The sequence below is a fragment of the Serratia sp. X3 genome, from assembly GCF_014982455.1.
GTDB classification, from domain to species: domain Bacteria; phylum Pseudomonadota; class Gammaproteobacteria; order Enterobacterales; family Enterobacteriaceae; genus Serratia; species Serratia ureilytica.
The window spans coordinates 1,324,222-1,343,312 of record NZ_JADCNB010000001.1; the positions used below are offsets into that span (position 1 = coordinate 1,324,222).

The 19,091-nt window shown below is 60.2% G+C and carries 22 protein-coding genes; 11 read left to right on the forward strand and 11 right to left on the reverse strand.

Annotation, left to right across the window (positions count from 1 at the left end; all coding sequences use genetic code 11):
* Positions 1-46: 46 nt before the first annotated feature.
* The 3 genes from adhP to IMX17_RS06110 all read right to left on the reverse strand — a co-directional run bounded on the left by adhP (position 47) and on the right by IMX17_RS06110 (position 3,352).
* A complete protein-coding gene (adhP, locus tag IMX17_RS06100) occupies positions 47-1,063 on the reverse strand; it encodes an alcohol dehydrogenase AdhP (protein WP_182264485.1) in 1,017 nt (338 codons plus the stop codon).
* Between the two features lie 197 nt (positions 1,064-1,260).
* Positions 1,261-2,550, reverse strand: coding sequence for a bifunctional sulfur transferase/dioxygenase Blh (gene blh, locus IMX17_RS06105; protein WP_046898383.1), 1,290 nt, complete (start codon positions 2,548-2,550; stop codon positions 1,261-1,263).
* Positions 2,551-2,566: 16 nt separating this feature from the next.
* The gene (locus IMX17_RS06110; RefSeq protein WP_080350217.1) at positions 2,567-3,352 is read right to left on the reverse strand and encodes a sulfite exporter TauE/SafE family protein; all 786 of its coding nucleotides are present in this window, start codon (positions 3,350-3,352) and stop codon (positions 2,567-2,569) included.
* Between the two features lie 191 nt (positions 3,353-3,543).
* On the opposite strand from IMX17_RS06110, the gene IMX17_RS06115 reads away from it, so the two are divergent.
* Entirely contained in the window at positions 3,544-4,779 is a 1,236-nt protein-coding gene (locus tag IMX17_RS06115; RefSeq protein ID WP_193549469.1) for an FAD/NAD(P)-binding oxidoreductase, read from the forward strand.
* Between the two features lie 127 nt (positions 4,780-4,906).
* Positions 4,907-5,200, forward strand: a complete 294-nt coding sequence (locus IMX17_RS06120) for a SelT/SelW/SelH family protein (RefSeq protein WP_025159743.1) — start codon at positions 4,907-4,909, stop codon at positions 5,198-5,200.
* A gap of 6 nt (positions 5,201-5,206) precedes the next feature.
* Here IMX17_RS06120 and IMX17_RS06125 read toward each other — a convergent pair whose 3' ends face one another.
* Entirely contained in the window at positions 5,207-6,148 is a 942-nt protein-coding gene (locus IMX17_RS06125) for a LysR family transcriptional regulator (protein ID WP_193549470.1), read from the reverse strand.
* A 97-nt stretch (positions 6,149-6,245) separates the two neighbouring features.
* Here IMX17_RS06125 and IMX17_RS06130 point away from each other — a divergent pair, with 97 nt between their 5' ends.
* The 7 genes from IMX17_RS06130 (at position 6,246) to IMX17_RS06160 (ending at position 10,859) form a co-directional block, all read left to right on the forward strand.
* Positions 6,246-7,445 carry an MFS transporter gene (locus IMX17_RS06130; protein ID WP_046898386.1) on the forward strand — a complete coding sequence of 400 codons (1,200 nt, stop codon included), beginning with the start codon at positions 6,246-6,248 and terminating at the stop codon, positions 7,443-7,445.
* A gap of 94 nt (positions 7,446-7,539) precedes the next feature.
* Entirely contained in the window at positions 7,540-8,034 is a 495-nt protein-coding gene (locus tag IMX17_RS06135; protein WP_004928561.1) for a TIGR00645 family protein, read from the forward strand.
* 186 nt (positions 8,035-8,220) lie between these two features.
* Entirely contained in the window at positions 8,221-8,676 is a 456-nt protein-coding gene (gene fabZ / locus IMX17_RS06140; RefSeq protein ID WP_182264489.1) for a 3-hydroxyacyl-ACP dehydratase FabZ, read from the forward strand.
* Between the two features lie 34 nt (positions 8,677-8,710).
* On the forward strand, positions 8,711-9,499 hold the full coding sequence (locus IMX17_RS06145; RefSeq protein WP_182264490.1) for a spermidine synthase: 789 nt from the start codon (positions 8,711-8,713) through the stop codon (positions 9,497-9,499).
* Positions 9,500-9,579: 80 nt separating this feature from the next.
* Positions 9,580-9,774, forward strand: a complete 195-nt coding sequence (locus IMX17_RS06150) for a ribbon-helix-helix protein, CopG family (RefSeq protein ID WP_004928567.1) — start codon at positions 9,580-9,582, stop codon at positions 9,772-9,774.
* Positions 9,775-9,921: 147 nt separating this feature from the next.
* Positions 9,922-10,323 (forward strand): VOC family protein, encoded by a 402-nt coding sequence (locus tag IMX17_RS06155; protein ID WP_182264491.1) that lies wholly within the window; start codon positions 9,922-9,924, stop codon positions 10,321-10,323.
* Positions 10,323-10,859, forward strand: a complete 537-nt coding sequence (locus tag IMX17_RS06160; protein WP_182264492.1) for a dihydrofolate reductase family protein — start codon at positions 10,323-10,325, stop codon at positions 10,857-10,859. The genes IMX17_RS06155 and IMX17_RS06160 overlap by 1 nt, the downstream gene beginning before the upstream one ends.
* On the opposite strand, the gene IMX17_RS06165 is transcribed toward IMX17_RS06160, so the two are convergent.
* The 3 genes from IMX17_RS06165 to IMX17_RS06175 all read right to left on the reverse strand — a co-directional run bounded on the left by IMX17_RS06165 (position 10,844) and on the right by IMX17_RS06175 (position 14,181).
* Complete coding sequence (locus IMX17_RS06165) at positions 10,844-12,238, reverse strand: MFS transporter (protein ID WP_046898390.1); 1,395 nt, start codon at positions 12,236-12,238, stop codon at positions 10,844-10,846. The genes IMX17_RS06160 and IMX17_RS06165 overlap by 16 nt on opposite strands.
* Positions 12,239-12,351: 113 nt before the next feature.
* Entirely contained in the window at positions 12,352-13,419 is a 1,068-nt protein-coding gene (locus IMX17_RS06170) for an oxidoreductase (RefSeq protein ID WP_046898391.1), read from the reverse strand.
* Between the two features lie 12 nt (positions 13,420-13,431).
* Positions 13,432-14,181: a DeoR/GlpR family DNA-binding transcription regulator gene (locus IMX17_RS06175; protein WP_046898392.1), complete on the reverse strand. Its 750-nt coding sequence runs from the start codon at positions 14,179-14,181 to the stop codon at positions 13,432-13,434.
* A gap of 150 nt (positions 14,182-14,331) precedes the next feature.
* Here IMX17_RS06175 and IMX17_RS06180 point away from each other — a divergent pair, with 150 nt between their 5' ends.
* Entirely contained in the window at positions 14,332-15,210 is an 879-nt protein-coding gene (locus tag IMX17_RS06180; protein WP_046898393.1) for an alpha/beta hydrolase, read from the forward strand.
* A gap of 60 nt (positions 15,211-15,270) precedes the next feature.
* On the opposite strand, the gene IMX17_RS06185 is transcribed toward IMX17_RS06180, so the two are convergent.
* From IMX17_RS06185 to IMX17_RS06195, 3 genes are all read right to left on the reverse strand, one after another.
* Positions 15,271-15,405, reverse strand: a complete 135-nt coding sequence (locus IMX17_RS06185) for an AcrZ family multidrug efflux pump-associated protein (protein WP_033643027.1) — start codon at positions 15,403-15,405, stop codon at positions 15,271-15,273.
* Positions 15,406-15,598: 193 nt separating this feature from the next.
* Positions 15,599-16,069, reverse strand: a complete 471-nt coding sequence (locus IMX17_RS06190) for an Rrf2 family transcriptional regulator (RefSeq protein WP_046898394.1) — start codon at positions 16,067-16,069, stop codon at positions 15,599-15,601.
* A 131-nt stretch (positions 16,070-16,200) separates the two neighbouring features.
* On the reverse strand, positions 16,201-16,596 hold the full coding sequence (locus tag IMX17_RS06195; RefSeq protein ID WP_046898395.1) for a DUF427 domain-containing protein: 396 nt from the start codon (positions 16,594-16,596) through the stop codon (positions 16,201-16,203).
* 231 nt (positions 16,597-16,827) lie between these two features.
* On the opposite strand from IMX17_RS06195, the gene osmB reads away from it, so the two are divergent.
* Positions 16,828-17,040, forward strand: coding sequence for an osmotically-inducible lipoprotein OsmB (osmB, locus tag IMX17_RS06200; RefSeq protein WP_004940700.1), 213 nt, complete (start codon positions 16,828-16,830; stop codon positions 17,038-17,040).
* A gap of 155 nt (positions 17,041-17,195) precedes the next feature.
* Here osmB and IMX17_RS06205 read toward each other — a convergent pair whose 3' ends face one another.
* Entirely contained in the window at positions 17,196-18,821 is a 1,626-nt protein-coding gene (locus tag IMX17_RS06205) for a methyl-accepting chemotaxis protein (RefSeq protein WP_046898396.1), read from the reverse strand.
* Between the last annotated feature and the right edge of the window lie 270 nt (positions 18,822-19,091).

The window sequence follows — 19,091 nt, forward strand, 5'->3', positions numbered from 1 at the left end:
AATAACAAGAAGGCCACCCGCAGGTGGCCTTCTTTTTTCGCGTGGCCTACTTCGCCATGCCGAGATCGATCACCATGCGACCGCGAATGGTGCCCGCCTTCATCTCGTCGAAGATGGCGTTGATATCCCCCAGCGGCCGCTTGGTCACTTTCGGCGTCACCTTGCCTTCGGCGGCGAACTGGAACGCCTCCTTCAGATCTTCGCGCGTGCCCACCAGCGAACCCACCACCTGAATGCCGTCCAGCACCAGGCGCGGAATGCTCAGATCCATGCTCTCCGGCGGCAGCCCCACGGCCACCACTTTACCGCCGGCGCGCACCGCATTCACCGCCGAGTTGAAGGCGGCTTTCGCCACCGCCGTCACCACCGCCGCGTGAGCGCCGCCGGTTTGCTGCTGAATGATCTCCTCCGCGTTTTGCGTTTTGGAGTTGATAGTCAGATCGGCGCCGATCTGTTTGGCGAACTCCAGCTGGCCATCATTGACGTCGATGGCGATCACTTTGGCGTTAAACACGTTCTTGGCGTACTGCAACGCCAGGTTACCCAACCCGCCCAGGCCATAGATGGCGATCCACTGCCCCGGCTTGATATCGGAAATCTTCACCGCCTTGTAGGTGGTGACGCCGGCGCAGGTGATGCTGCTGGCGGCGAAAGAATCGAGCCCGTCCGGCACTTTCACCGCGTAGTCCGCCACCACGATGCACTCTTCCGCCATGCCACCGTCAACGCTGTAGCCGGCGTTTTTCACCGAGCGGCACAGGGTCTCGTTGCCGCTGACGCAGTATTCGCAGTGGCCGCACCCCTGGTAAAACCAGGCGACGCTGGCGCGGTCACCCACTTTTAACGAGGTGACGCCCTCACCGATGGCGGAGACCACGCCGATGCCCTCATGCCCCAACGTAATGCCCGGCACCTCGCCGAAATCGCCGTTTTTCACGTGCAAATCGGTGTGGCACACCCCGCAACACTCCATTTTCAACGCCGCTTCGCCGTGCTTCAGCGGGCGCAGCACTTTATCCTGAATGTCTACGGTATGGTTTTTCGTCACTACGGCAGCTTTCATGGTGTTTTCCTTAGCAGTGTGGGAAGTACAGTTGTTAATGTAGTGACTGTATTCAGCGAGGGCAAGCGCCGCGTGTTTTGTGTAAAAACAAATAATTAAATATGAATCAGTCTGATTATTTCATAAAAAACCATTAACAGACGGCGCGATCGTCTTGAGATTGGCAGCCGTGAACGATCGCGCCTCTCTGGCTTGATTTACCCCTTGAAGCGATTAACAGGGATTTTGAGGTAGTGCCGCCCATCATCTTCGCAATCAGGCAGAACGCCGCCGCGAATGTTGACCTGCAGCGCCATCAGCATCAATTCCGGATGCGGCAACGTGGCGTCTCGCTGCTTTCTTTGCGCGATAAATTGGGCTTTATCCATGTTGGCCACCCAGGGGTTGTTTTCGCGCTGCTCTCGCACGGTGCTTTCCCAGCGGGCCTCACGCCCCGCAGGGCGATAATCGTGGCCGGTAAACAGGCGGGTCTCCGCCGGCAGGCTCAAGATCCGCTGCAACGAATCCCACAGGGCTTCCGCATTTCCGCCGGGGAAATCGGCCCTTGCGGTGCCGCTGTCCGGCATGAAAAACGTATCGTGAATAAACGCCGCATCGGCAATGTGATACGTGATGGAAGCTAGGGTGTGGCCAGGAGACAGCAAGACTTCAGCGCGCAGGTTGCCGATAAAAAAGACGTCCCCATCCGCAAACAGCGCATCCCACACGGTCTCAGCGGGAGGCAGTTCCTTCAAATTATAGATGTCTTGCCACAGCCCCTGCACGACGGTAATTTTCTCGCCTATGCCGCTGAGGGCGCCGGTTTTCTGCGCCAGCCAGGTTGCGGCAGAAAAATGGTCGGCATGCGGGTGCGTATCCAGCACCCAGGCCACGCCCCATCCTTGCTGCCGGATAAAGCTCAAAATGGTGTGCGCCTGCTGATGCGATACCGTGCCCGATCGGCGGTCAAAATCCAGTACCGGATCGATGATCGCACAGCGACGCGCCTCGGGATCGGCGACGACATACTGCAGGCTGCCGCTTTCCGGCTCATAAAATGCGTGCACTTGCGCATGAGACTGAACGGACTGATGCCGGCGATACCAGCTGAGCGCCTTATCGGCATCCGCGCCATATTCTTCGCATTGGCTGCGGAATCGCGCTTCATCGATCCGCCCTTCGCGCAGCGCATGCAGCAGAGCAAGGCAGGCTGAGCGCGCCCCACTCCGGCAGTGCGCCAGAGTCTTCTTGCCCCGCCGCAACAGGTAATGGAAGGTATAAACGGTCTCCCAGGTCAGCGTGTCGAACGTGTAAGGCAGATAGACGTAGTCTATGCCCATGCCTTCAGCCAGCGTTTTCTCTTGCTGATGGGATAGATGCTCCCCCGGTTCTTCATCTGGCCGGTTGTTGACGATAAGCCGGTAGCCTTGTTGTTGCAGGGTCGCGAAATCACTCGCTGCGGGCGCCCCCGAAAAGGAGAGCTGATGATGGTATGTACGGATGCGCATATTTTTTCCTTCTGTCTTATAAGCTTTTAAAAAGCATATAAAGGGCCAGCACCAAGAGCATGGCGGCGTAGAGCACACGGATAATGTCCTCGCGTTTCTTCAGGCGCTCGGTGAGCGCAACCCCCACGACGCCCCCCAGAACACCGCCGACGATCAGCCAGCACGTGATGACGAGCGACACCTTGCCGGACAAGGCATAGCTTGCGCTCGTCGATAACCCCATGGCAGAAACCACCACCAGCGAGGTGGCCACCGCTTCAAGCAGCGAAAAGCGGAAAAACCAGAGCAGCGCCGGCACCACTAAAAATCCGCCGCCGATCCCCAGAAAGCCGGCCACCGCGCCCAGCGCCAACACGCAGGGCCACACGATGGCGGGATGAAAGGTCGCATCCGGGGAAGCCAACCCGTTGCCGGCCCGGTGATTTTTTTTCAGCGTTAATCCGGCGACAATCAGCATCAGCAAAGCGAAAGGCAGGGTTAGATAGCGCCCGTCCGTGATTTTTCCCATCTGTGAACCTGCCAGCGTCCCGGCCACCGCGACCAGCGAAACGACAATGCCGGTTCGCCACCGGACGTTTCCTTTGGCGGCGTGCGCAAAAAGGTTGAGCAGCGCGCTGACGGCGACGGACATGGCGCTGGTGCCTATCACCAAATGCGTATCCGGGATTTGCACCATATACAGCAGCAGCGGCACACAAACGATGGAGCCGCCTCCGCCTGTCAGGGCCAAGAGAAATCCGACTATTCCTCCGGTTATCACCAATAACATCAGGGTATAAAAAGTAAAATGGAAAAAATCCAATGCGTTAATTCCTGAACGGTGTTTGTGGTATTTATTAACGATCAGTTCGCATTAATTGTCAAATAACTTATTACATTTAGCTATTACATATAACTAAATCGAATATGTGATTTTCAATATAACAATAAGTTCTATGAATTCCCTTTTAATTTGGGCATCAACCTCCTACTTTCTTATGAAAGGAGGCCTGCATGAAACCGGAAAAAATAAACACCCAGAAAAAAGTTGTTGTTATTGGCGGTGGTTCATCTGGAATAAGCGTCGTGGCAAGCATAAGGAAGCGAGTTAAAGGCATTGATATAACGGTAATTGAACCTGGCGACTGTCATTATTATCAACCGGCATGGACCCTGGTGGGCGGCGGGCTCTTTGATATCAATAAAACGCGGCGTTCGATGCGCGCCGTCATCCCCCCAGGAACCGCATGGATTCAGGATAGCGTGGTCAGGGTTGAGCCCGGCCAAAAATATGTCGAGACCCGCCAAGGGCAGAAAATAAACTACGACTTCCTTATTGTTGCCTGCGGCCTCGTTTTACGTTGGGATAAAATAGAGGGTCTTGAAGAAACGTTGGGAATGAATGGCGTCACCTCTAATTATCGTTTTGATCTTGCGGAATACACCTGGAAACTGGTTCGTGAAATGCAAGGCGGCGAGGCGATATTTTCTCAACCGCCGATTCCGATAAAATGCGCCGGCGCGCCGCAAAAAGCCTTATACCTTTCATGCGATCACTGGCGGCGACAAGGTGTCCTTAATAATATTAACGTCAATTTTTGCCTGGCGGGCGCGGCGGTATTCGGCGTGCCGCAATTTGTTCCTCCGCTGACCGATTACTTGAAAAAATACCGCGCACAGGTCAACTTCCGGCATAATTTAGTTCGCGTTGATGGGCAGCAGCGGCAAGCGACCTTTTCTCTGGACGGTGATGAAGAAGGCAAACGCGAAGTGACACTGCCCTTCGATATGCTGCACGTAGTGCCGCCGCAATCTGCGCCGGCGTTCATTTCGCAAAGTGGGTTGTCTGACGAGTCAGGTTGGTGCGACGTGGATAAATTCACCCTACGGCATAAGCAGTGGCAGACGATTTTTGCGGTTGGCGACTGTTGCGCCACGCCAAATGCCAAAACCCTGGCGGCGGCTCGCAAACAGGTGGTGGTGGTGGCAGAGAACATCGCGGCGCAGCTTAACGGCGTTCCTGATGCGGCACAGTATGATGGTTATGGTTCCTGCCCATTGACGGTAGAGAAAGGCAAGGTTGTTCTGGCGGAGTTTGGGTACGACAGTAAATTGCTCCCCACCTTTCCTCTGTTCGACAACACGCATCCCAGCCGTATGGCATGGTGGCTGAAGGCCTGGTTTTTACCCAAATTTTACTGGGCGGGCATGTTGCGCGGGGTCGAATGGTTTGCCAAAAGCAAACCATAGCGACCGTCATCGTTATCCGCGCCTCGCGGCTTGCGCAGGCGCTTGACTATTTGGCGATACACAGCCACCATCGCTTGCGAGCCATCAGGCTGATGGCAAGCCATCACCACTAACCGGTCGATCAACGATGAAAAACGCACCCGCCGTTACGATTCACTACTGTTCACAATGCAATTGGTTGCTGCGCGCCGGTTGGATGGCGCAAGAGCTGCTCAATACCTTCGGCGACGATCTCGCCTCCGTCACCCTGATGCCGGGCACCGGCGGGGTGTATCAAATCAGCGTCGATGGCGTGATGATTTGGGATCGCAAAATTGACGGCGGCTTCCCCGATGCGGCGCAGTTAAAGCAGCGGCTGCGCGATCACAGCTTTCCCGAGCGTTCCCTCGGCCACAGCGACGGCAAAAAGGCCCGGCACTGAACGGCGTCAGCCCGCCGCCGGCGGCCGCGCGCCGAGAATGCGCGGCATCACTTCCTTCATCATTTCCATGAACTTGCGCAGGCGAGCCGGGTAATAGCTGGCGTAGGGATACAGCAGGTAGATAGGCAGCGGCGCGGCGCGCCAGGCCGGCAACACGGTTTGCAGCGCCCCGTCGGCCACATCGTCCCGCACCAGCCAGGAGGAGACAATCGCGACGCCCAGCCCCTCCAGCGCCGCCTTGCGCACCGCGTACAGGCTGTCGGTGCTCAACCTCGGCGTGATATCGAACCGCCCCTGCTCGCCGCGCTCAACATGGGTCAGCACCACTTCATTGCGATAAAAACTGTTCAACGCCAGCCACGGCAAGCGCGCCAAATCGTCAAGACAGCGGACCGGCTCTCGGCTCGTCAGCAGCGCCGGCGACGCTACCGTGCTGCGCGGCACCTCCGCCAGCAACACCGCCACGACCGACGGATCGGTCACCGCACCGACGTGAATGGCGCAATCCACGCCTTCGGGAATAAAGTCCGGAGAATGATCGTTCAGCGTCCACTCAACGTAAGCTTGCGGGTAGCGCCGCAAGTACTCGCCCAACGGACCGATCAGCTGATCCTGGCCGAAAGCGTGCGGCGCCCGCACGCGCAACACCCCGACCGGTTCGTCGCGCGCGCCGCCCAGCCCTTCTTCCAGGCTTTGCCATTGTTCGATCAGCCCCCGCGCCTGGCGGTAACAGCGCTCGCCGTCATCGGTCAGTTTGAGAGCGTGAGTCGTCCGCTTGATCAGTTTGGCGCCCAGCAGTTGCTCCAACGCCTGCAGACGCCGACTGATCGTCGGTTGTGAGGTGCCCAGCTGCTGCGCCGCTGCCGACAGGCTGCCGCTTTCGACGATGCGCACCAGCGTATGCAGCAAAGTTATGCGGTCGCCGTTGGGTAAATTAATTTTATTCATACGTTAAGTGTATAACAGTTTTACCTGCGAGGGGGCTACAGCGGAATGAAGCAAGCGGTAAAAATGGCTGCACATTCACTTTGCAGGGATCTTTGCCATGAGCACCACCGCCACCCACGGCGCCCCGTCCGCCAACGTCGTGTTTCTGCTGGCCGCCGGCGCCGGCCTCAGCGTCGCTTCAATCTATTACAGCCAGCCCATGCTCGGCATGATGGGCGCCGATTTCCACGCCGGCGTCGCCGATGCCGGCATGGTGCCGACGCTGACCCAGCTGGGTTATGCGCTGGGCATTTTACTGTTGGCGCCGCTGGGCGACCGGTACGATCGCCGACGGATCATTCTGATCAAAGGCGCGCTGCTGACGCTGACGCTGCTGCTTTGCGCGTTTGCCGCCTCATTCCCGCTGTTATTGCTCAGCAGCCTGGCGATAGGCCTGACCGCCACCGTCGCGCAGGACATTATCCCCGCCGCCGCCACGCTGGCGCCGGAGGCCAGCCGCGGCAAAACCGTCGGCGCGGTGATGACCGGGCTCTTGGCCGGCATTCTGCTGTCGCGCGTGTTCAGCGGCGCGCTCGCTGAGTTCGCCGGCTGGCGCAGCGTTTACGCGCTGGCGGCGCTGGGCGTTTTGCCGATCACGCTGGCTATCTGGCGCATGTTGCCGCGTCTTCGCCCCCATAACGCGCTGAGTTACCCCGCGCTGCTGCGCTCGCTGGGGCATCTGTGGGCCGCGTATCCCGAGCTGCGGCGCGCAACGCTGGCGCAAGGCTTTCTGTCATTGGGCTTCAGCGCTTTCTGGTCAACGCTGGCGTTGATGCTGGCGGAGCGCTACCAGATCGGCAGCGCGGCGGCCGGCGCGTTTGGTCTGGCGGGGGCGGCGGGTGCGCTGGCGGCGCCGTTGGCAGGAAGCCTGGCCGATCGGCACGGCCCTGACGCCGTGACCCGCATCGGCGCGGGATTGGTCCTGGCCGCCTTCGCCCTGATGTTTCTGCTTCCGCTGTTGCCGCTCCCGGCGCAGCTGGCGCTCATTGCGCTGAGCGCCGTCGGATTCGATCTGGGCATCCAGGCGACGCTGATCGCACACCAGACCATCGTCTACGGTCTCGATCCGGCGGCGCGCAGCCGCTTGAACGCCCTCTTGTTCACCGGCGTATTCATCGGCATGGCGACCGGGGCCGCCCTCGGCAGCCGCATTCTGGCAAGCGCGGGCTGGCCGGGCGTCGTGGCGCTGGCGACGGCGGCGGGGGCCGTAGCGCTGTGGATCCGCTGCGGGCGCAAAACGGCGCGCGTAGCGGCCTGATATCGCCCTCTACTGGCGCAAGCGGTTGATTTCACCCAGGCCTCTTGCGCTATACTGAGCGCCCTTTTTGCTACGCATTCAAAACAATTTTATGATGGAACGCTTGCTAGAAAACGCGATGTACGCCTCCCGCTGGCTGCTCGCGCCGGTTTATTTCGGCCTTTCGCTCACTCTGGTCGCCTTGTCGATCAAGTTTTTTCAGGAAATTCTCCACGTCCTGCCAAATATTTTTGCCGTTACCGAAGCCGATCTGGTGCTGACCCTGCTGTCGCTGATCGACATGGCGCTGGTCGGCGGCCTGCTGGTGATGGTGATGTTCTCCGGCTATGAAAATTTCGTCTCGCAATTGGATATCACCGAAGGGAAAGAAAAGCTGAGCTGGCTGGGCAAAATGGATGCTACCTCGCTGAAAAACAAAGTCGCCGCGTCTATCGTCGCCATCTCCTCCATTCATCTGCTGCGGGTGTTTATGGACGCCAAGAACGTGCCCGACAACAAGCTGATGTGGTATGTGATCATCCACCTCACCTTCGTGCTCTCCGCCTTCGTGATGGGTTATTTGGACAAGGTGACCCGCTCCAAGCACTAAGCTCGCCGCCACGCCCGATCGTCAGGATCGGGTGTTTTCCCCTCCTTCGCTGTTTCCCCCCGTCGCCGCCGTCATGTCTTTCATCTGGCACATCTGATGATAATTTTATTATAATGTTATTACACTCATTATGGACCGAACGTCGGCCATCGCGCCGGATTCGCCGCAGACAGGATCACGCTCCCCATGCCATTACATGGTCACCCCCTGCAATTCCACGATATTCAGGCGATTCTGCCTCATCGCTATCCCTGTCTGTTGGTCGATCGCGTGCTGCCCGCCGGCACCTGCATCGACGAAGGGCGGCTGAGCGCCATCAAGAACATCACCGCCAATGAGCCGACGTTCTGGAGCGGCCATGCGCGCTTCGCCGGTTTTCCTGGCGTGCTGTTGGTGGAAGCGCTGGCGCAAAGCACCGGTCTGCTGGCGCATTACTATCTCGGGGCGCTGAACGAAGGGGAACATTACTACTTCGCTTCCATTCAGCGGGCGCGGTTTTATCGCGCCGCCCGTCCCGGCGACCAGGTGTTGATGGAGGTCGCCTTTGTACGCCGGCGCGGCGCGATCGCCCGCTTCACCGGCCGTGCCAGCATCGATGGCCGGCGCATTTGCACCGCCGATTTCATGTGCGCCCGTAAGTAAACAGGCCGCTTGCCAAAGGAGCCCTGCGAATACCATGTCTCTGGTTGACAGCTTACTCAGAACCCTCGATTTCTCCCCGCGTGGCCAGGTGATCGCTCGCGAAGCCGACGCCTGGGGTGAAATCATCGTTTCCGATCACAAGGACTACCGCACGCTGCGGTTTGACGGCATCTGCGAGCAAAGCAAGATGAGCCTTAGCAACCCCGCGCAGCCGATCCACAACTACATCAAAGCGATGCTGATGGCGGTGGCCTGGCAGCCGCCGACGTCGGCGTTGATTCTGGGGTTAGGCGGCGGCAGCCTGCTGCGTGCGCTGCACGCGCTCGATCCGGCTATGCGCCTGGAGGTCGTCGAGCTGCGCGCCGCGGTGATCGCCGTCGCGCGCCGCTATTTTACGCTGCCGGCCACCGACACCATCAGCCTGCGCACCGCCGACGCCATGGACTTCGTGCGCCCGCCCGCCGAAACGCGTTACGATCTGATTTTCTCCGATCTCTATTCGGCGTTCGCCATGGATCCGCAGCAAGGCACCCAGACATTCCTGGAGAACTGCGCCGCGCGGCTGAATAACGGGGGCTGGCTGGTGCTGAATTATCACGATCTGCCCGACGAAAACAGCCTGCTGTACCACAGCCTGCACCGGATATTCGCCACCGTGCTGTTTTGCGTCGCCCCCAGCGGCAACGTGATCATTTATGCTACGCCGGCCCAGGTGTCGCTGCCGCTTAGCACGCTGCGCACGCTGGCCGCCGGCAGCGGCGAGCTGTTCAACTGCGAACTCGGCTACCTGTCACGCAAGATAGAGCGGCTGCATTTCCGCTAAAGACGAGCGGCCGCGCGGTCTGGCTGGCCGCTTCGCTCACATGGTATTATCATTCAGTCATCATTCTCTGGAGGATCCTGATGGAAAAGAAAACGGCGCGGCTAACGGTGCTGATTGACCCGGACAAGAAGAAAGCCCTGGAAGAGCTGTGCCTGCAGCAGGACGTCACCCCTTCCCAGGTGGTGCGTCAGCTGATACGCGATTATCTGCACAAGCATCAGGTGGATTATCCCAGCCAGCCGACCCACGCCAATCCTCGCGTCGAGAGCAATTGAGGCGGCCCGCCCTACAAACCGTGAAGCGCGCTTTGTCCCCCTGCGCGCGTCCCTAATCCGAATCCTCCTCGGCGGTCTGTCCATCCTGCGCTATCGCTGCTACTGTTTTATCCGTTCATTATTCTCACTTGGGGAAGGAAACGCGCCATGTTCAGCCACATTACCGTCGGCGTCAGCGATCTGGACGCCGCCGCCGCGTTCTACGACGCCATTTTGCTGCCATTGGGTTTACAACGGCGGGAAGTGACGCCGGACGGCGGCCCCGCCGCCCGCTGCTGGGTGATGCCGGGCCAAACGCTGCCGCGGTTTTATGCCTACCAACCCTTCGACAGACAGCCCGCCAGCGCCGGCAACGGCAGCATGCTGGCCTTTCTCGCCGCCGACGAACTGGCGGTTAAACGCGCCTACGCTGCCGGCCTGCTGGCGGGCGGCAGCAGTGAAGGCGAGCCCGGCGAGCGCCCTCACTACGGCAAAGGCTATTTCGGCGCTTACCTGCGCGATCCCGACGGCAACAAGATCCATGTGGTTTACCGCGGAGATCTCGCCTGATGAAATGCTCGGTTTACATCGCCACCAGCGTAGACGGATTCATTGCCGGCCCGGACGGCGACATCGATTGGCTGCTGCGGCCCGAGTACGCGGTTTCGCTGCTCAATGGCCTGAGTTTTGAAGCGTTTATCGCCGACATCGACGCGCTGGTGATGGGCCGCCATACCTATGAAAAAGTCCGCGCCTTTCCCGAATGGCCCTATGGAGAACTGCCGGTGGTGGTACTGTCGACGCAACCCGCACCGCACGGCGCAGAGCCTGTCCGCTGGATGAGCGGCGAACCGGCCGGCATCGTGGCGCGGTTGGCCGAGGCCGGCTGCCGTCACCTGTATATCGACGGCGGCCAGACCGTGCAGCGTTTCCTGCAGGCCGGGTTGATCGACGAATTGACGATTACGCGCGTGCCGCTGCTGCTGGGCGGCGGCATTCCCTTGTTCGGCGTCGATGCCCCTGAGCAGCGCCTGCGTCTGCTCGCCGTCACCCAGTCGGACAACGGTTTCGTGCAAGAACGCTACGCCGTTCAGCGCGCGTCATAACGCAGCGCCAGTCGGCGGCCGCCGAAGGCGATAAGCAATGCCGCCAACGCCAGCAACGCCGCCGCGCCGTAGGTGACGCGCATGCCGTAAGCCGCGGCCGCCGCGGCGCCCGCCACCCGCTGCGAAGCCAGATAAAACAGCGCCCCCATCGCCGACGCGCCGGTGATCGCCCCCAGATTGCGCGCCAGATTGACCATGCCGGCGATCAACCCGCGTCGTTCGGGAAACAGATCCTTCATCAGCACCGTGTTGTTGGCCACCTGAAACAGCGCATAACCGGCGGTCAACAGCGCGATCGGCGCGACATAGCCGAGTACGCCCCAGCGGCCCAGCAGCGACAGCAATCCCGCCCCGGCGGCCACTGCCGCCAGCCCAAGCTGGGCGATGCGTTGCGATCCAAAGCGATCCACCAGATAACCCGCCGGAATACCGGTCAGGATCGCCACCGCCGGCCCCGCCGACATCACCAGCCCTACCTGCGCGGCGCTTAACCCCAGCGCGCGCGCCAGATAAAACGGCCCGACCACCAACGTGGCGGTCATCACCGTCATGACCAACGCGCTGGCCGCCAGCCCCGCCGTCAGGGCCGGATGGCGGAACATCGTCGGCGCCAACAGCGGCGACACGGCGCGGCGCTCCACGCGGATAAACAACCCTGCCGCCAACAGAGCGCCCAACATCAACGCCAGGTTAAGCGCACCGAAATCACCGCGTCCCAGAGTCATCGCCAGCGAGTAGCAAAGCAATGCGCCGCCCAGCAGCAGCGTGCCGGCGCGGTCGAATGGTTCAGGGCGCGTCACCGCCCGCGCCCCATCCGGCAAGTATCGCCAGGCGAGCCACAGCGCCAGCAGGCCCAGAGGCAGGTTGATCAGGAACATCGCCCGCCAGCCGAAACCGGCGATCAGCGCGCCGCCCAACGACGGCCCCAGCGCGGTGCCCACGGCCGACATAGTGCCGAGCAGCCCCATCGCGCGGCCGATCTTTTCCGTGCCCAGCACCTCGCCCGCCAGCGCCATGGTGATTGACATCATGACTGCGCCCCCCAGCCCCTGCGCCAGGCGCGCCAGCAGCAGCAGCCAAAGCTGCGGAGCCAACGCACAAGCCAGCGAAGCGGCGGTAAACAGCGCGATGCCCGCCAGCAGCAAGCGGCGACGATTGAGGCTGTCGCCCAAGCGGCCGATGCCGATGATGCAGGTGGTGACGGCCAACAAATAGCAGAGCAGCACCCACTGCACCGCCTGGAACGACGCATGGAATGCGGTGGCGAGCGCCGGCAGCCCGACGTTGGCGATGCTGATGCCGAGTGATGACAGCAGCATACACAGAGAAAGTGCGGCCAGTATGCCGCGGACGCCCTGCGGCGAAGGATGGGATAACATGATAAGCACTCCTGACATAGACTGAGGGGTAGCCTATGTCAGGGGCTGGGATGGCGGAAGACGCATGCGATGCACTGTATCAATGCATCTGACGCCTTATCTGGCGCGATGCGTTACCAGGCGGCGATCTCCGCCTCGGTGAGCGGCAGCGTTTGGGTTATGCCGGTTTCCGCCGCCAGGGTGGCCGCTTCCAGCACCGCCATCACCGCCAACGCCTGCGATGCGGTGACCGGGTTGGCGCCGGCGCCGCGCAGCGCGTCACGCACCTGGACGTAATATTGGCGCTGATCGCCATCCGGCGTCGGCAACGTACGCACCGGCTCCGTGCCGATAAACAGGCGCATCGCGTCGTCGTCTTTACCCCACTCAGCCGATCCCGGCGTTACGCCGGCCAGCAGTTGGCTCTCCTGCCCGTCGGCGCGCGCTTTGACTACGCTGCCTTTATCGCCGTGCACGGTAAAGCGCGACACGCCGCCCGCCACCAGCATGCTGCCATGCAAAATCACGCGGTGCGTCGGGTAGTTCAGCACCACATGCGCCCAGTCATTGATCTGCGCATTGGCGCGCAGCGTGGCGATGTTGGCCTGCACGCTGTGCGGCAAACCGAACAGCTGCAACGCCTGATCGACCATGTGCGGCCCCAGATCGAACCACAGCCCGCTGCCCGGCAGATTCTGCTCGCGCCAGCGCACCCGCACTTCGGGACGGTAGCGATCGATGTGCGACTCAAAGTGCGTCACCTTGCCGATCAGTCCCTGCTCGATCACCTGCTTCACGCCCAGGAAATCGCTGTCCCAGCGGCGATTCTGGAATACCGACAGCAGGCGGCCGTGCTTCTCTGCCGCCGCAATCAGCGTGCGCGCCTGAGCCAAATCCAGCGTAAACGGCTTATCCACCACCACGTGCTTGCCCGCTTCCAGCGCAGCCAGCGCCAGTGGCGCATGGGTGGCGTTCGGCGAAGCAATCACCACCAGGTCCACTTCCGGCAAGCGGATCGCCTCCAGCGGATCGGCGATCACGCGCACGTGCGGCAGATCGGCATGGACTTTGGCGGCATCGCGCGAAGCCACCACGCTCAGCGCCAGACCCGGCACCGCGTTAATCAGCGGCGCATGAAACGCCTTGCCGACAAAGCCGTAACCAATCAGCGCCACCTGCAACGGTTGAGCGTTATCGTTCATCAGTGTTCTCCTCTAGCGGTCGTCGGCGACGACACAAAGTTCAATCATTGATTGCTCGTCCAGGTTATCCCACGGGCGATCGGTAAACAGGCGTTGGATCTGCGCCAGATCCGCCACGTGATGCGGCTCGCAGCGATCCAGCTTCATATGGTCGGCCACCAGCCAGCGCTCGCCGCTGTTGGCCAGCATGGCGCGTTTGACCTCTGCATCTGCCTCTTCGCCGGCGCTCAGCCCCAGCTGAGCATGCACCGCGCAGGCGCCCAGCAAGGCGATGTCCGCGCGGTAGCGTTCCAGCAACGCCAGCGTCGCGCTGCCGGCGAACAGCCGTTGGCGCGCGTCCCACTGGCCGCCGAGCAAGATCAGTTGGATTTCCGGCTTATCGCTCAGGCACTGCGCGATATCCAGCGAGGCGGTGATCACCGTCGCCGGGCCGCGCAACGCTTGCGCCACCGCCAACAGCGTACTGCCCGCATCCAGCATCAGGGTGCTGCCGGGCGGGATCTGCGCGGCCACCGCGCGGCCGAGCCGCTGCTTGACCTGCGGCAACAGCGCCGCGCGCGCCTGGCGCGGCATGCCGGACGGTTCGAGCGCTATCGCGCCGCCGTGATGTTTCTGCGCCAGCCCCTGCCGCTCGAGATCGGCCAAGTCGCGGCGCACGGTATCGACGGAAACGCCGATGGCGCTGGCCAATTCCGCCACCGCCGCCTGCCCGCGTTCGCTGAGCAAATCCAGTAAATGGCGCTGTCGTGCCGCTTTGTGCATGGGATTATTCCGCATTAAAAAAGCATAAAACGGCAATATACAGCAGATAACAGCATTGGAGAAGCCGCAATTGTGCGCACCGAAGATCAAACATCTTTTCCCCTGCGGGACGATGATGAAGACATAACGCATAACAATCCGGAGAAACGCATGAACATCGATCTGACGTTTGAAGACCTGAGCGCCCGCGCCGCGCAATACAACGCCCGCGCTTCGGTGGAGGATTTTGACGCCTGCATGGCGGACTATGCCGCGCTGGCGCAGCGCGCCAAAGCACAGACGCCGGGCATTTACGATCTGCGCTACGGCATGAGCGCCGCCGAGCGTCTCGATCTGTTCCCGGCCAGCGCACAGCCCGCCCCGCTGCTGATCTTTATACATGGCGGCTACTGGCATTCACAGCGCAAAGAGGAAGCCTGCTCGATGGCCGCGGCCTTTGCCCATCGCGGCGTAGCGGTCGCCACCCTGGAATATACGCTGGCGCCGGAAGCGACGCTGGCGGAAATCGTGCATGAGGTGCGCAGCGCCGTCGCCTGGCTTTATCATCACGGGGCGCCGTTCGGCATCGATCCGGCGCGCATTTTCGTCAGCGGCAGTTCGGCCGGCGGCCACCTGTGCGGCATGCTGATCGCCGACGGCTGGCAACAACGCTATCGCCTGCCGCCCGACGCGATCAAAGGCGCGCTGGCGCTGAGCGGCCTCTACGATTTGCGTCCGCTGTGCGATATCTACATCAACGACTGGCTGCATCTGACGCCCGAACAGGCGCAAACCCTCAGCCCGCTGTTTCTGCTGCCGGAGAAAGACCATGCGCCGCAGATCCTGCTCGACGTCGGCCACCGCGAAACGCAAGGCTTCAAAAACCAGACGCAGGCCTATTATGACGCCTGTCTGGCGCGCGGTCTCGACGTTCACCTGCTGGCCGACCGCCACTGCAATCACTTTACGCTGGTCAACGAGCTGGCCGATGCGGAAAGCGCGATGTTCCGGCAGGTGATGGCGATGATCGACGCAACGGCGTGTTCATAGAGAGAAAGGGGGAAATAAGGGAGTTATAGCCGGGGGCCGATAGCCCCCAAGCATACAGATTCAGCCGTTTTTGCGGCCGATAGCGGAAAAGACGTTGAACACTTCACCCAGGCCGTAAATCGCGCCGAGCAAGACGGCCACCATTACCGGCACCAGGACCACCACGGTGGCCAAGCTTTCAATCATTTCTAACATCGTTCTCTCCTGGTTTATAAGCACAGCGAATCTGCGCCGGAAGAAAAGGTTTCCGGCCAAACGGTCGATTATCGTGGGGAGGCAGTCTAAAACGTGAGCTACATCACACTTGATGCGAGCTAATGTAACTTACACAATTACATTAACGCAATGCAAAAAATGCTCTGTGCGGAACGGGGTTTGGCGTGATTTTTTATTGCGTATCTGCTTGATATTGCGGTGAACAAGGGACGAAGGGATAGCCGGCGCGCAGCTCGACCTGCCCGGCCATTTCGGCGATGCTGGTCTGCGCCAGGCTGGCTTCCAGCGCGTGACCGACACGCGCAAACTCTTGCTCCAGCACCGGGGTAATAGCGTGGCCGATATAGCACGCCTCGTTAGGCCGGGTGCGGTGCAGCGTGAAATAAGGTTGCTCCTCCACCGCGCGATACACGTCCAGCAGAGAAATCGCTTCCGCCGGCCGCGCTAACAGCGCCCCGCCGCCTTGCCCCATCTGCGAATAGGTCAGCCCCGCCTCCGCCAACGCCCCGAGAATGCGCCGCACCACCGTCGGATTGGTGTTGACGCTGCGGGCGATATCTTCGGAACGCACCGTCTGGCCGCGACACAGCGTGATGTTAGTCAGAATATGGATGGCAACGGCAAATCGCGTAGAGGTAGACACCTTGGCACCTGCTCAGAGTTTCGCTTATGTCGGATTAAAACATAAGAAAAGCGTATCAATTTCCGGTAATACACATAATGAGTAGGGATAAGTGGAATGTCAACCTGCCCCCGCCCGAAGGCGGCGGCTCCTCAGGCTTCGGTACGGATCGCCGTGACTTTGTCGGGATAAAATGCCAGATGATCCTTGATCGCCACCACGGCGTTGTAAGGCATTTCATAGCTCCAGGCCACATTGTCTCCCTGTGGGCCGTTCAGCGTGAGAGAGAAATAACTGCAGTCGCCCTTATAAGGGCAGTAGCTCACGTGCGCGTTTTTCTGCAACAGTGCCATATTCACATCCTCACGCGGAAAGTAAAACACCGGCGGATAGTTGGCTTCCTGCAAGATGAGCACATGACGGCTGTCGGCCAGGATTTGGCCGGCGCCGCGCACCACGACCCGCATCGGATGGCGGGTCAGCGTAATCGGATGGTCCGGGCCGGGAATTTTCACCGGTTTGCCGGATGCGGAAACGAGCTCGGACATGGCGGCCTCCAGCGTGTGCGCCCCGCCCCTCGTGAGGCGTCCTCCCAGTATAGCCGAACAGTTTTGTCGACGGCCGCACATTCGGCGAGCGATCGCTTTTCACCGCGCCAAAATTAAGAATTTTTACCTGTTCGATTTTCTTTCGGAGGAATACATTCATCCCAACTTCTACCGGCGAGTTAATCGGATTATTTTTAATCCATTAATTAGCCAATTTACCAGGAACTCATTATGAATATTAAACGTGCCGCGGGTGTGTTGGTGGTGGTGATGGCGACGCTTTCCGTTACCGCATGTGGGCATATGTCCAATCGCGATCGCAACACGGCGATCGGTGCGGGCGTCGGCGCCGTGGGCGGCGCGGTATTGACCGACGGCAGCACGCTGGGCACCCTCGGCGGCGCAGCGCTGGGCGGCATCATCGGCCACCAGACCAGCCGTTAATTCTCCCGCCCAAAATAACCTTCGCAGGCCGGCGTTTTTTTAATCCATGCGCGCCGGCCTGTTTTTATTTACTCCGCTGAAATTCCTCAGGGAGCGAACCTAAATAAATAACGTTAAGCGCGGCTTTATTATTCATTAACCTACGCCAGGGTTATTTATTGCGCCGGCAGCCTGAAACGTGCCATCGCTTTTTCCAATCGTTCCGATTCGCCCTGCAGCAACTGCGAAGCCTCGGTCACCGCGTTCACCACGGCGCCGGTTTGCCGCGCCACCTGATTCAGCCCGGCGATGCGCGCCGTCACGTCCTGAATGCTCTCCCCCTGATTGAGCGACGCCAGCGAGATCTCCCCCATCAGCGCGCTAAACGTGTTCACCAGATCGATAATTTGACGCAAATTGCCCGCCAGCAGATCCACCGCTTGCGACCCCTGATCGATTTGCTGCAACGAGCGGTTGATCAGCTGCTGAATATCGCGCGTAGACTGGCTGCTCTTCTGCGCCAGCAGGCCCACTTCTTTAGCGACAATGGCGAAACCGCGGCCGTGAACGCCGGCGTGCGCGGCCTCGATCGCCGCATTCAGCGCCAGAATATTGGTCTGAAACGCCACGCTGTCGATCAGCGCCACAATGCCGCGCATCTCGGCCGATTGGTTGACGATCCCTTGCATCGAGACGTTGACGGTTTGCATCATCTTTTCACCGGCGCCGGCGCACTGTCGAGCCTGTTCGGTGCGTTGATTGGCCAGCTGCGCGTATTGGCCGTTTTCTTCCACCCGCGCCGCCAACTGCTGCACGTGCTCGGTCGCCAACTGCAATTCGCCGTCCTGCTTCGCCGACTGCGCCGTCAACTGTCGATTGCCGTCCGCCAGCCGCCCGACGCCGTTCAGGATCCCGCTCGCCGCATCGCGCACCTCACTCACCAGCCGCTGCAGGCCGTTTTGCATGTGGCCAATGCTGGTTTGCAACTGGCGCATTTCGCGGTTAACCGCCCGTTCAGGCGGCAACGGCCGCGAAAGATCGCCGGCGGCCAGCACGTTGAGATGGGCGATCGCCCCTTGCAACGGTGCGATCACCCAACGAGCAACGCCGAACCACACGCCCACGGCGATCAGCGCCAACGCCGCGAGCGCGCCGAGCGCATAGGTTTTGGCCTGCTCCAGCGCCGCCAATTGCCGCACGTTGACGTCATCGCCGCGTCGTTCGTTCAGCGCCTGATAAGCGAGATACTTCTCGTTGAAATCCGCCTGAAAAGCCTGGATCGGCACGGCGAAAAACGCATCGATGCTGTCGCTGCGTTGCAGCCCTTGCGCCTGCTCCTTCAGACCGTCATAGAACAGACGATAACTGCCTTTCAGGGCGTCAGCGGCCTCGGGCATGGTCGCGCTCAGGCGCTCAAACCGAGCGAAGGCCTGCTCTGAAGCCTGCAACGCCGCCAGCGATTCATCCAGCAGGCTGTGCCAGCTGCCGTCGGAGCCGGTGGCTTTATCCTGCAGATAGTAAATGCCCGCACGGTTCAGGGTATCGCTGGCCGTCAGCAGCGACAGCCTGGCGCGATCCATCGCCGCCTGCTGGCGATGCAAGGCGTCGCCCGTCACCAGGTTAATCTTGGCGTCGCGCAGAATATTGGAAATAAATACGGTGGAAAACAATTGCAGCAGAGAAAATAGCGCGATAACGCAAATTACGCCGCTTAATAACCCCATGCTTTTGCCGAAGCCAAACGCGCGCGGCAGCGCCGTCGCAGGTTTTACCCTGCGGCCAAGTGTCAGTTTTATATTCATGATTTTTAGTCGGTAATACCAGGATGCCGCGAGTCTAACGAGCATTGATGACACGACGATTACAGCCGCCCATAGGTGGGTGTTGCCGGGTTAGGAATGCGTTGAAATCATGTTAAGGCTTGAACGAAAGAGGGAATTGTCTTGGTGAGAAAATAAGCTTCTCTGCGAATCGCCAAATAAGAAATATTATTTTAGAAACAGAGAAATTCATTCAAGTCGAATATCAATCAATACTTCAAGGCATATCCATAATAAATACTGCCGTAGGTT

Excerpts from the sequence above, each read along its gene's own strand:
- IMX17_RS06135 (WP_004928561.1), top strand. The coding sequence starts at position 7,540 with ATGGAACGCTTGCTAGAAAACGCGATGTACGCCTCCCGCTGGCTGCTC.
- IMX17_RS06120 (WP_025159743.1), top strand. The coding sequence starts at position 4,907 with ATGAAAAACGCACCCGCCGTTACGATTCACTACTGTTCACAATGCAAT.
- IMX17_RS06195 (WP_046898395.1), bottom strand. The coding sequence starts at position 16,596 with ATGTCCGAGCTCGTTTCCGCATCCGGCAAACCGGTGAAAATTCCCGGC.
- fabZ (WP_182264489.1), top strand. The coding sequence starts at position 8,221 with ATGCCATTACATGGTCACCCCCTGCAATTCCACGATATTCAGGCGATT.
- osmB (WP_004940700.1), top strand. The coding sequence starts at position 16,828 with ATGAATATTAAACGTGCCGCGGGTGTGTTGGTGGTGGTGATGGCGACG.
- IMX17_RS06165 (WP_046898390.1), bottom strand. The coding sequence starts at position 12,238 with ATGTTATCCCATCCTTCGCCGCAGGGCGTCCGCGGCATACTGGCCGCA.
- IMX17_RS06150 (WP_004928567.1), top strand. The coding sequence starts at position 9,580 with ATGGAAAAGAAAACGGCGCGGCTAACGGTGCTGATTGACCCGGACAAG.
- IMX17_RS06160 (WP_182264492.1), top strand. The coding sequence starts at position 10,323 with ATGAAATGCTCGGTTTACATCGCCACCAGCGTAGACGGATTCATTGCC.
- IMX17_RS06115 (WP_193549469.1), top strand. The coding sequence starts at position 3,544 with ATGAAACCGGAAAAAATAAACACCCAGAAAAAAGTTGTTGTTATTGGC.
- IMX17_RS06145 (WP_182264490.1), top strand. The coding sequence starts at position 8,711 with ATGTCTCTGGTTGACAGCTTACTCAGAACCCTCGATTTCTCCCCGCGT.
- IMX17_RS06155 (WP_182264491.1), top strand. The coding sequence starts at position 9,922 with ATGTTCAGCCACATTACCGTCGGCGTCAGCGATCTGGACGCCGCCGCC.
- IMX17_RS06205 (WP_046898396.1), bottom strand. The coding sequence starts at position 18,821 with ATGAATATAAAACTGACACTTGGCCGCAGGGTAAAACCTGCGACGGCG.
- adhP (WP_182264485.1), bottom strand. The coding sequence starts at position 1,063 with ATGAAAGCTGCCGTAGTGACGAAAAACCATACCGTAGACATTCAGGAT.
- blh (WP_046898383.1), bottom strand. The coding sequence starts at position 2,550 with ATGCGCATCCGTACATACCATCATCAGCTCTCCTTTTCGGGGGCGCCC.
- IMX17_RS06125 (WP_193549470.1), bottom strand. The coding sequence starts at position 6,148 with ATGAATAAAATTAATTTACCCAACGGCGACCGCATAACTTTGCTGCAT.
- IMX17_RS06130 (WP_046898386.1), top strand. The coding sequence starts at position 6,246 with ATGAGCACCACCGCCACCCACGGCGCCCCGTCCGCCAACGTCGTGTTT.
- IMX17_RS06185 (WP_033643027.1), bottom strand. The coding sequence starts at position 15,405 with ATGTTAGAAATGATTGAAAGCTTGGCCACCGTGGTGGTCCTGGTGCCG.
- IMX17_RS06175 (WP_046898392.1), bottom strand. The coding sequence starts at position 14,181 with ATGCACAAAGCGGCACGACAGCGCCATTTACTGGATTTGCTCAGCGAA.
- IMX17_RS06170 (WP_046898391.1), bottom strand. The coding sequence starts at position 13,419 with ATGAACGATAACGCTCAACCGTTGCAGGTGGCGCTGATTGGTTACGGC.
- IMX17_RS06180 (WP_046898393.1), top strand. The coding sequence starts at position 14,332 with ATGAACATCGATCTGACGTTTGAAGACCTGAGCGCCCGCGCCGCGCAA.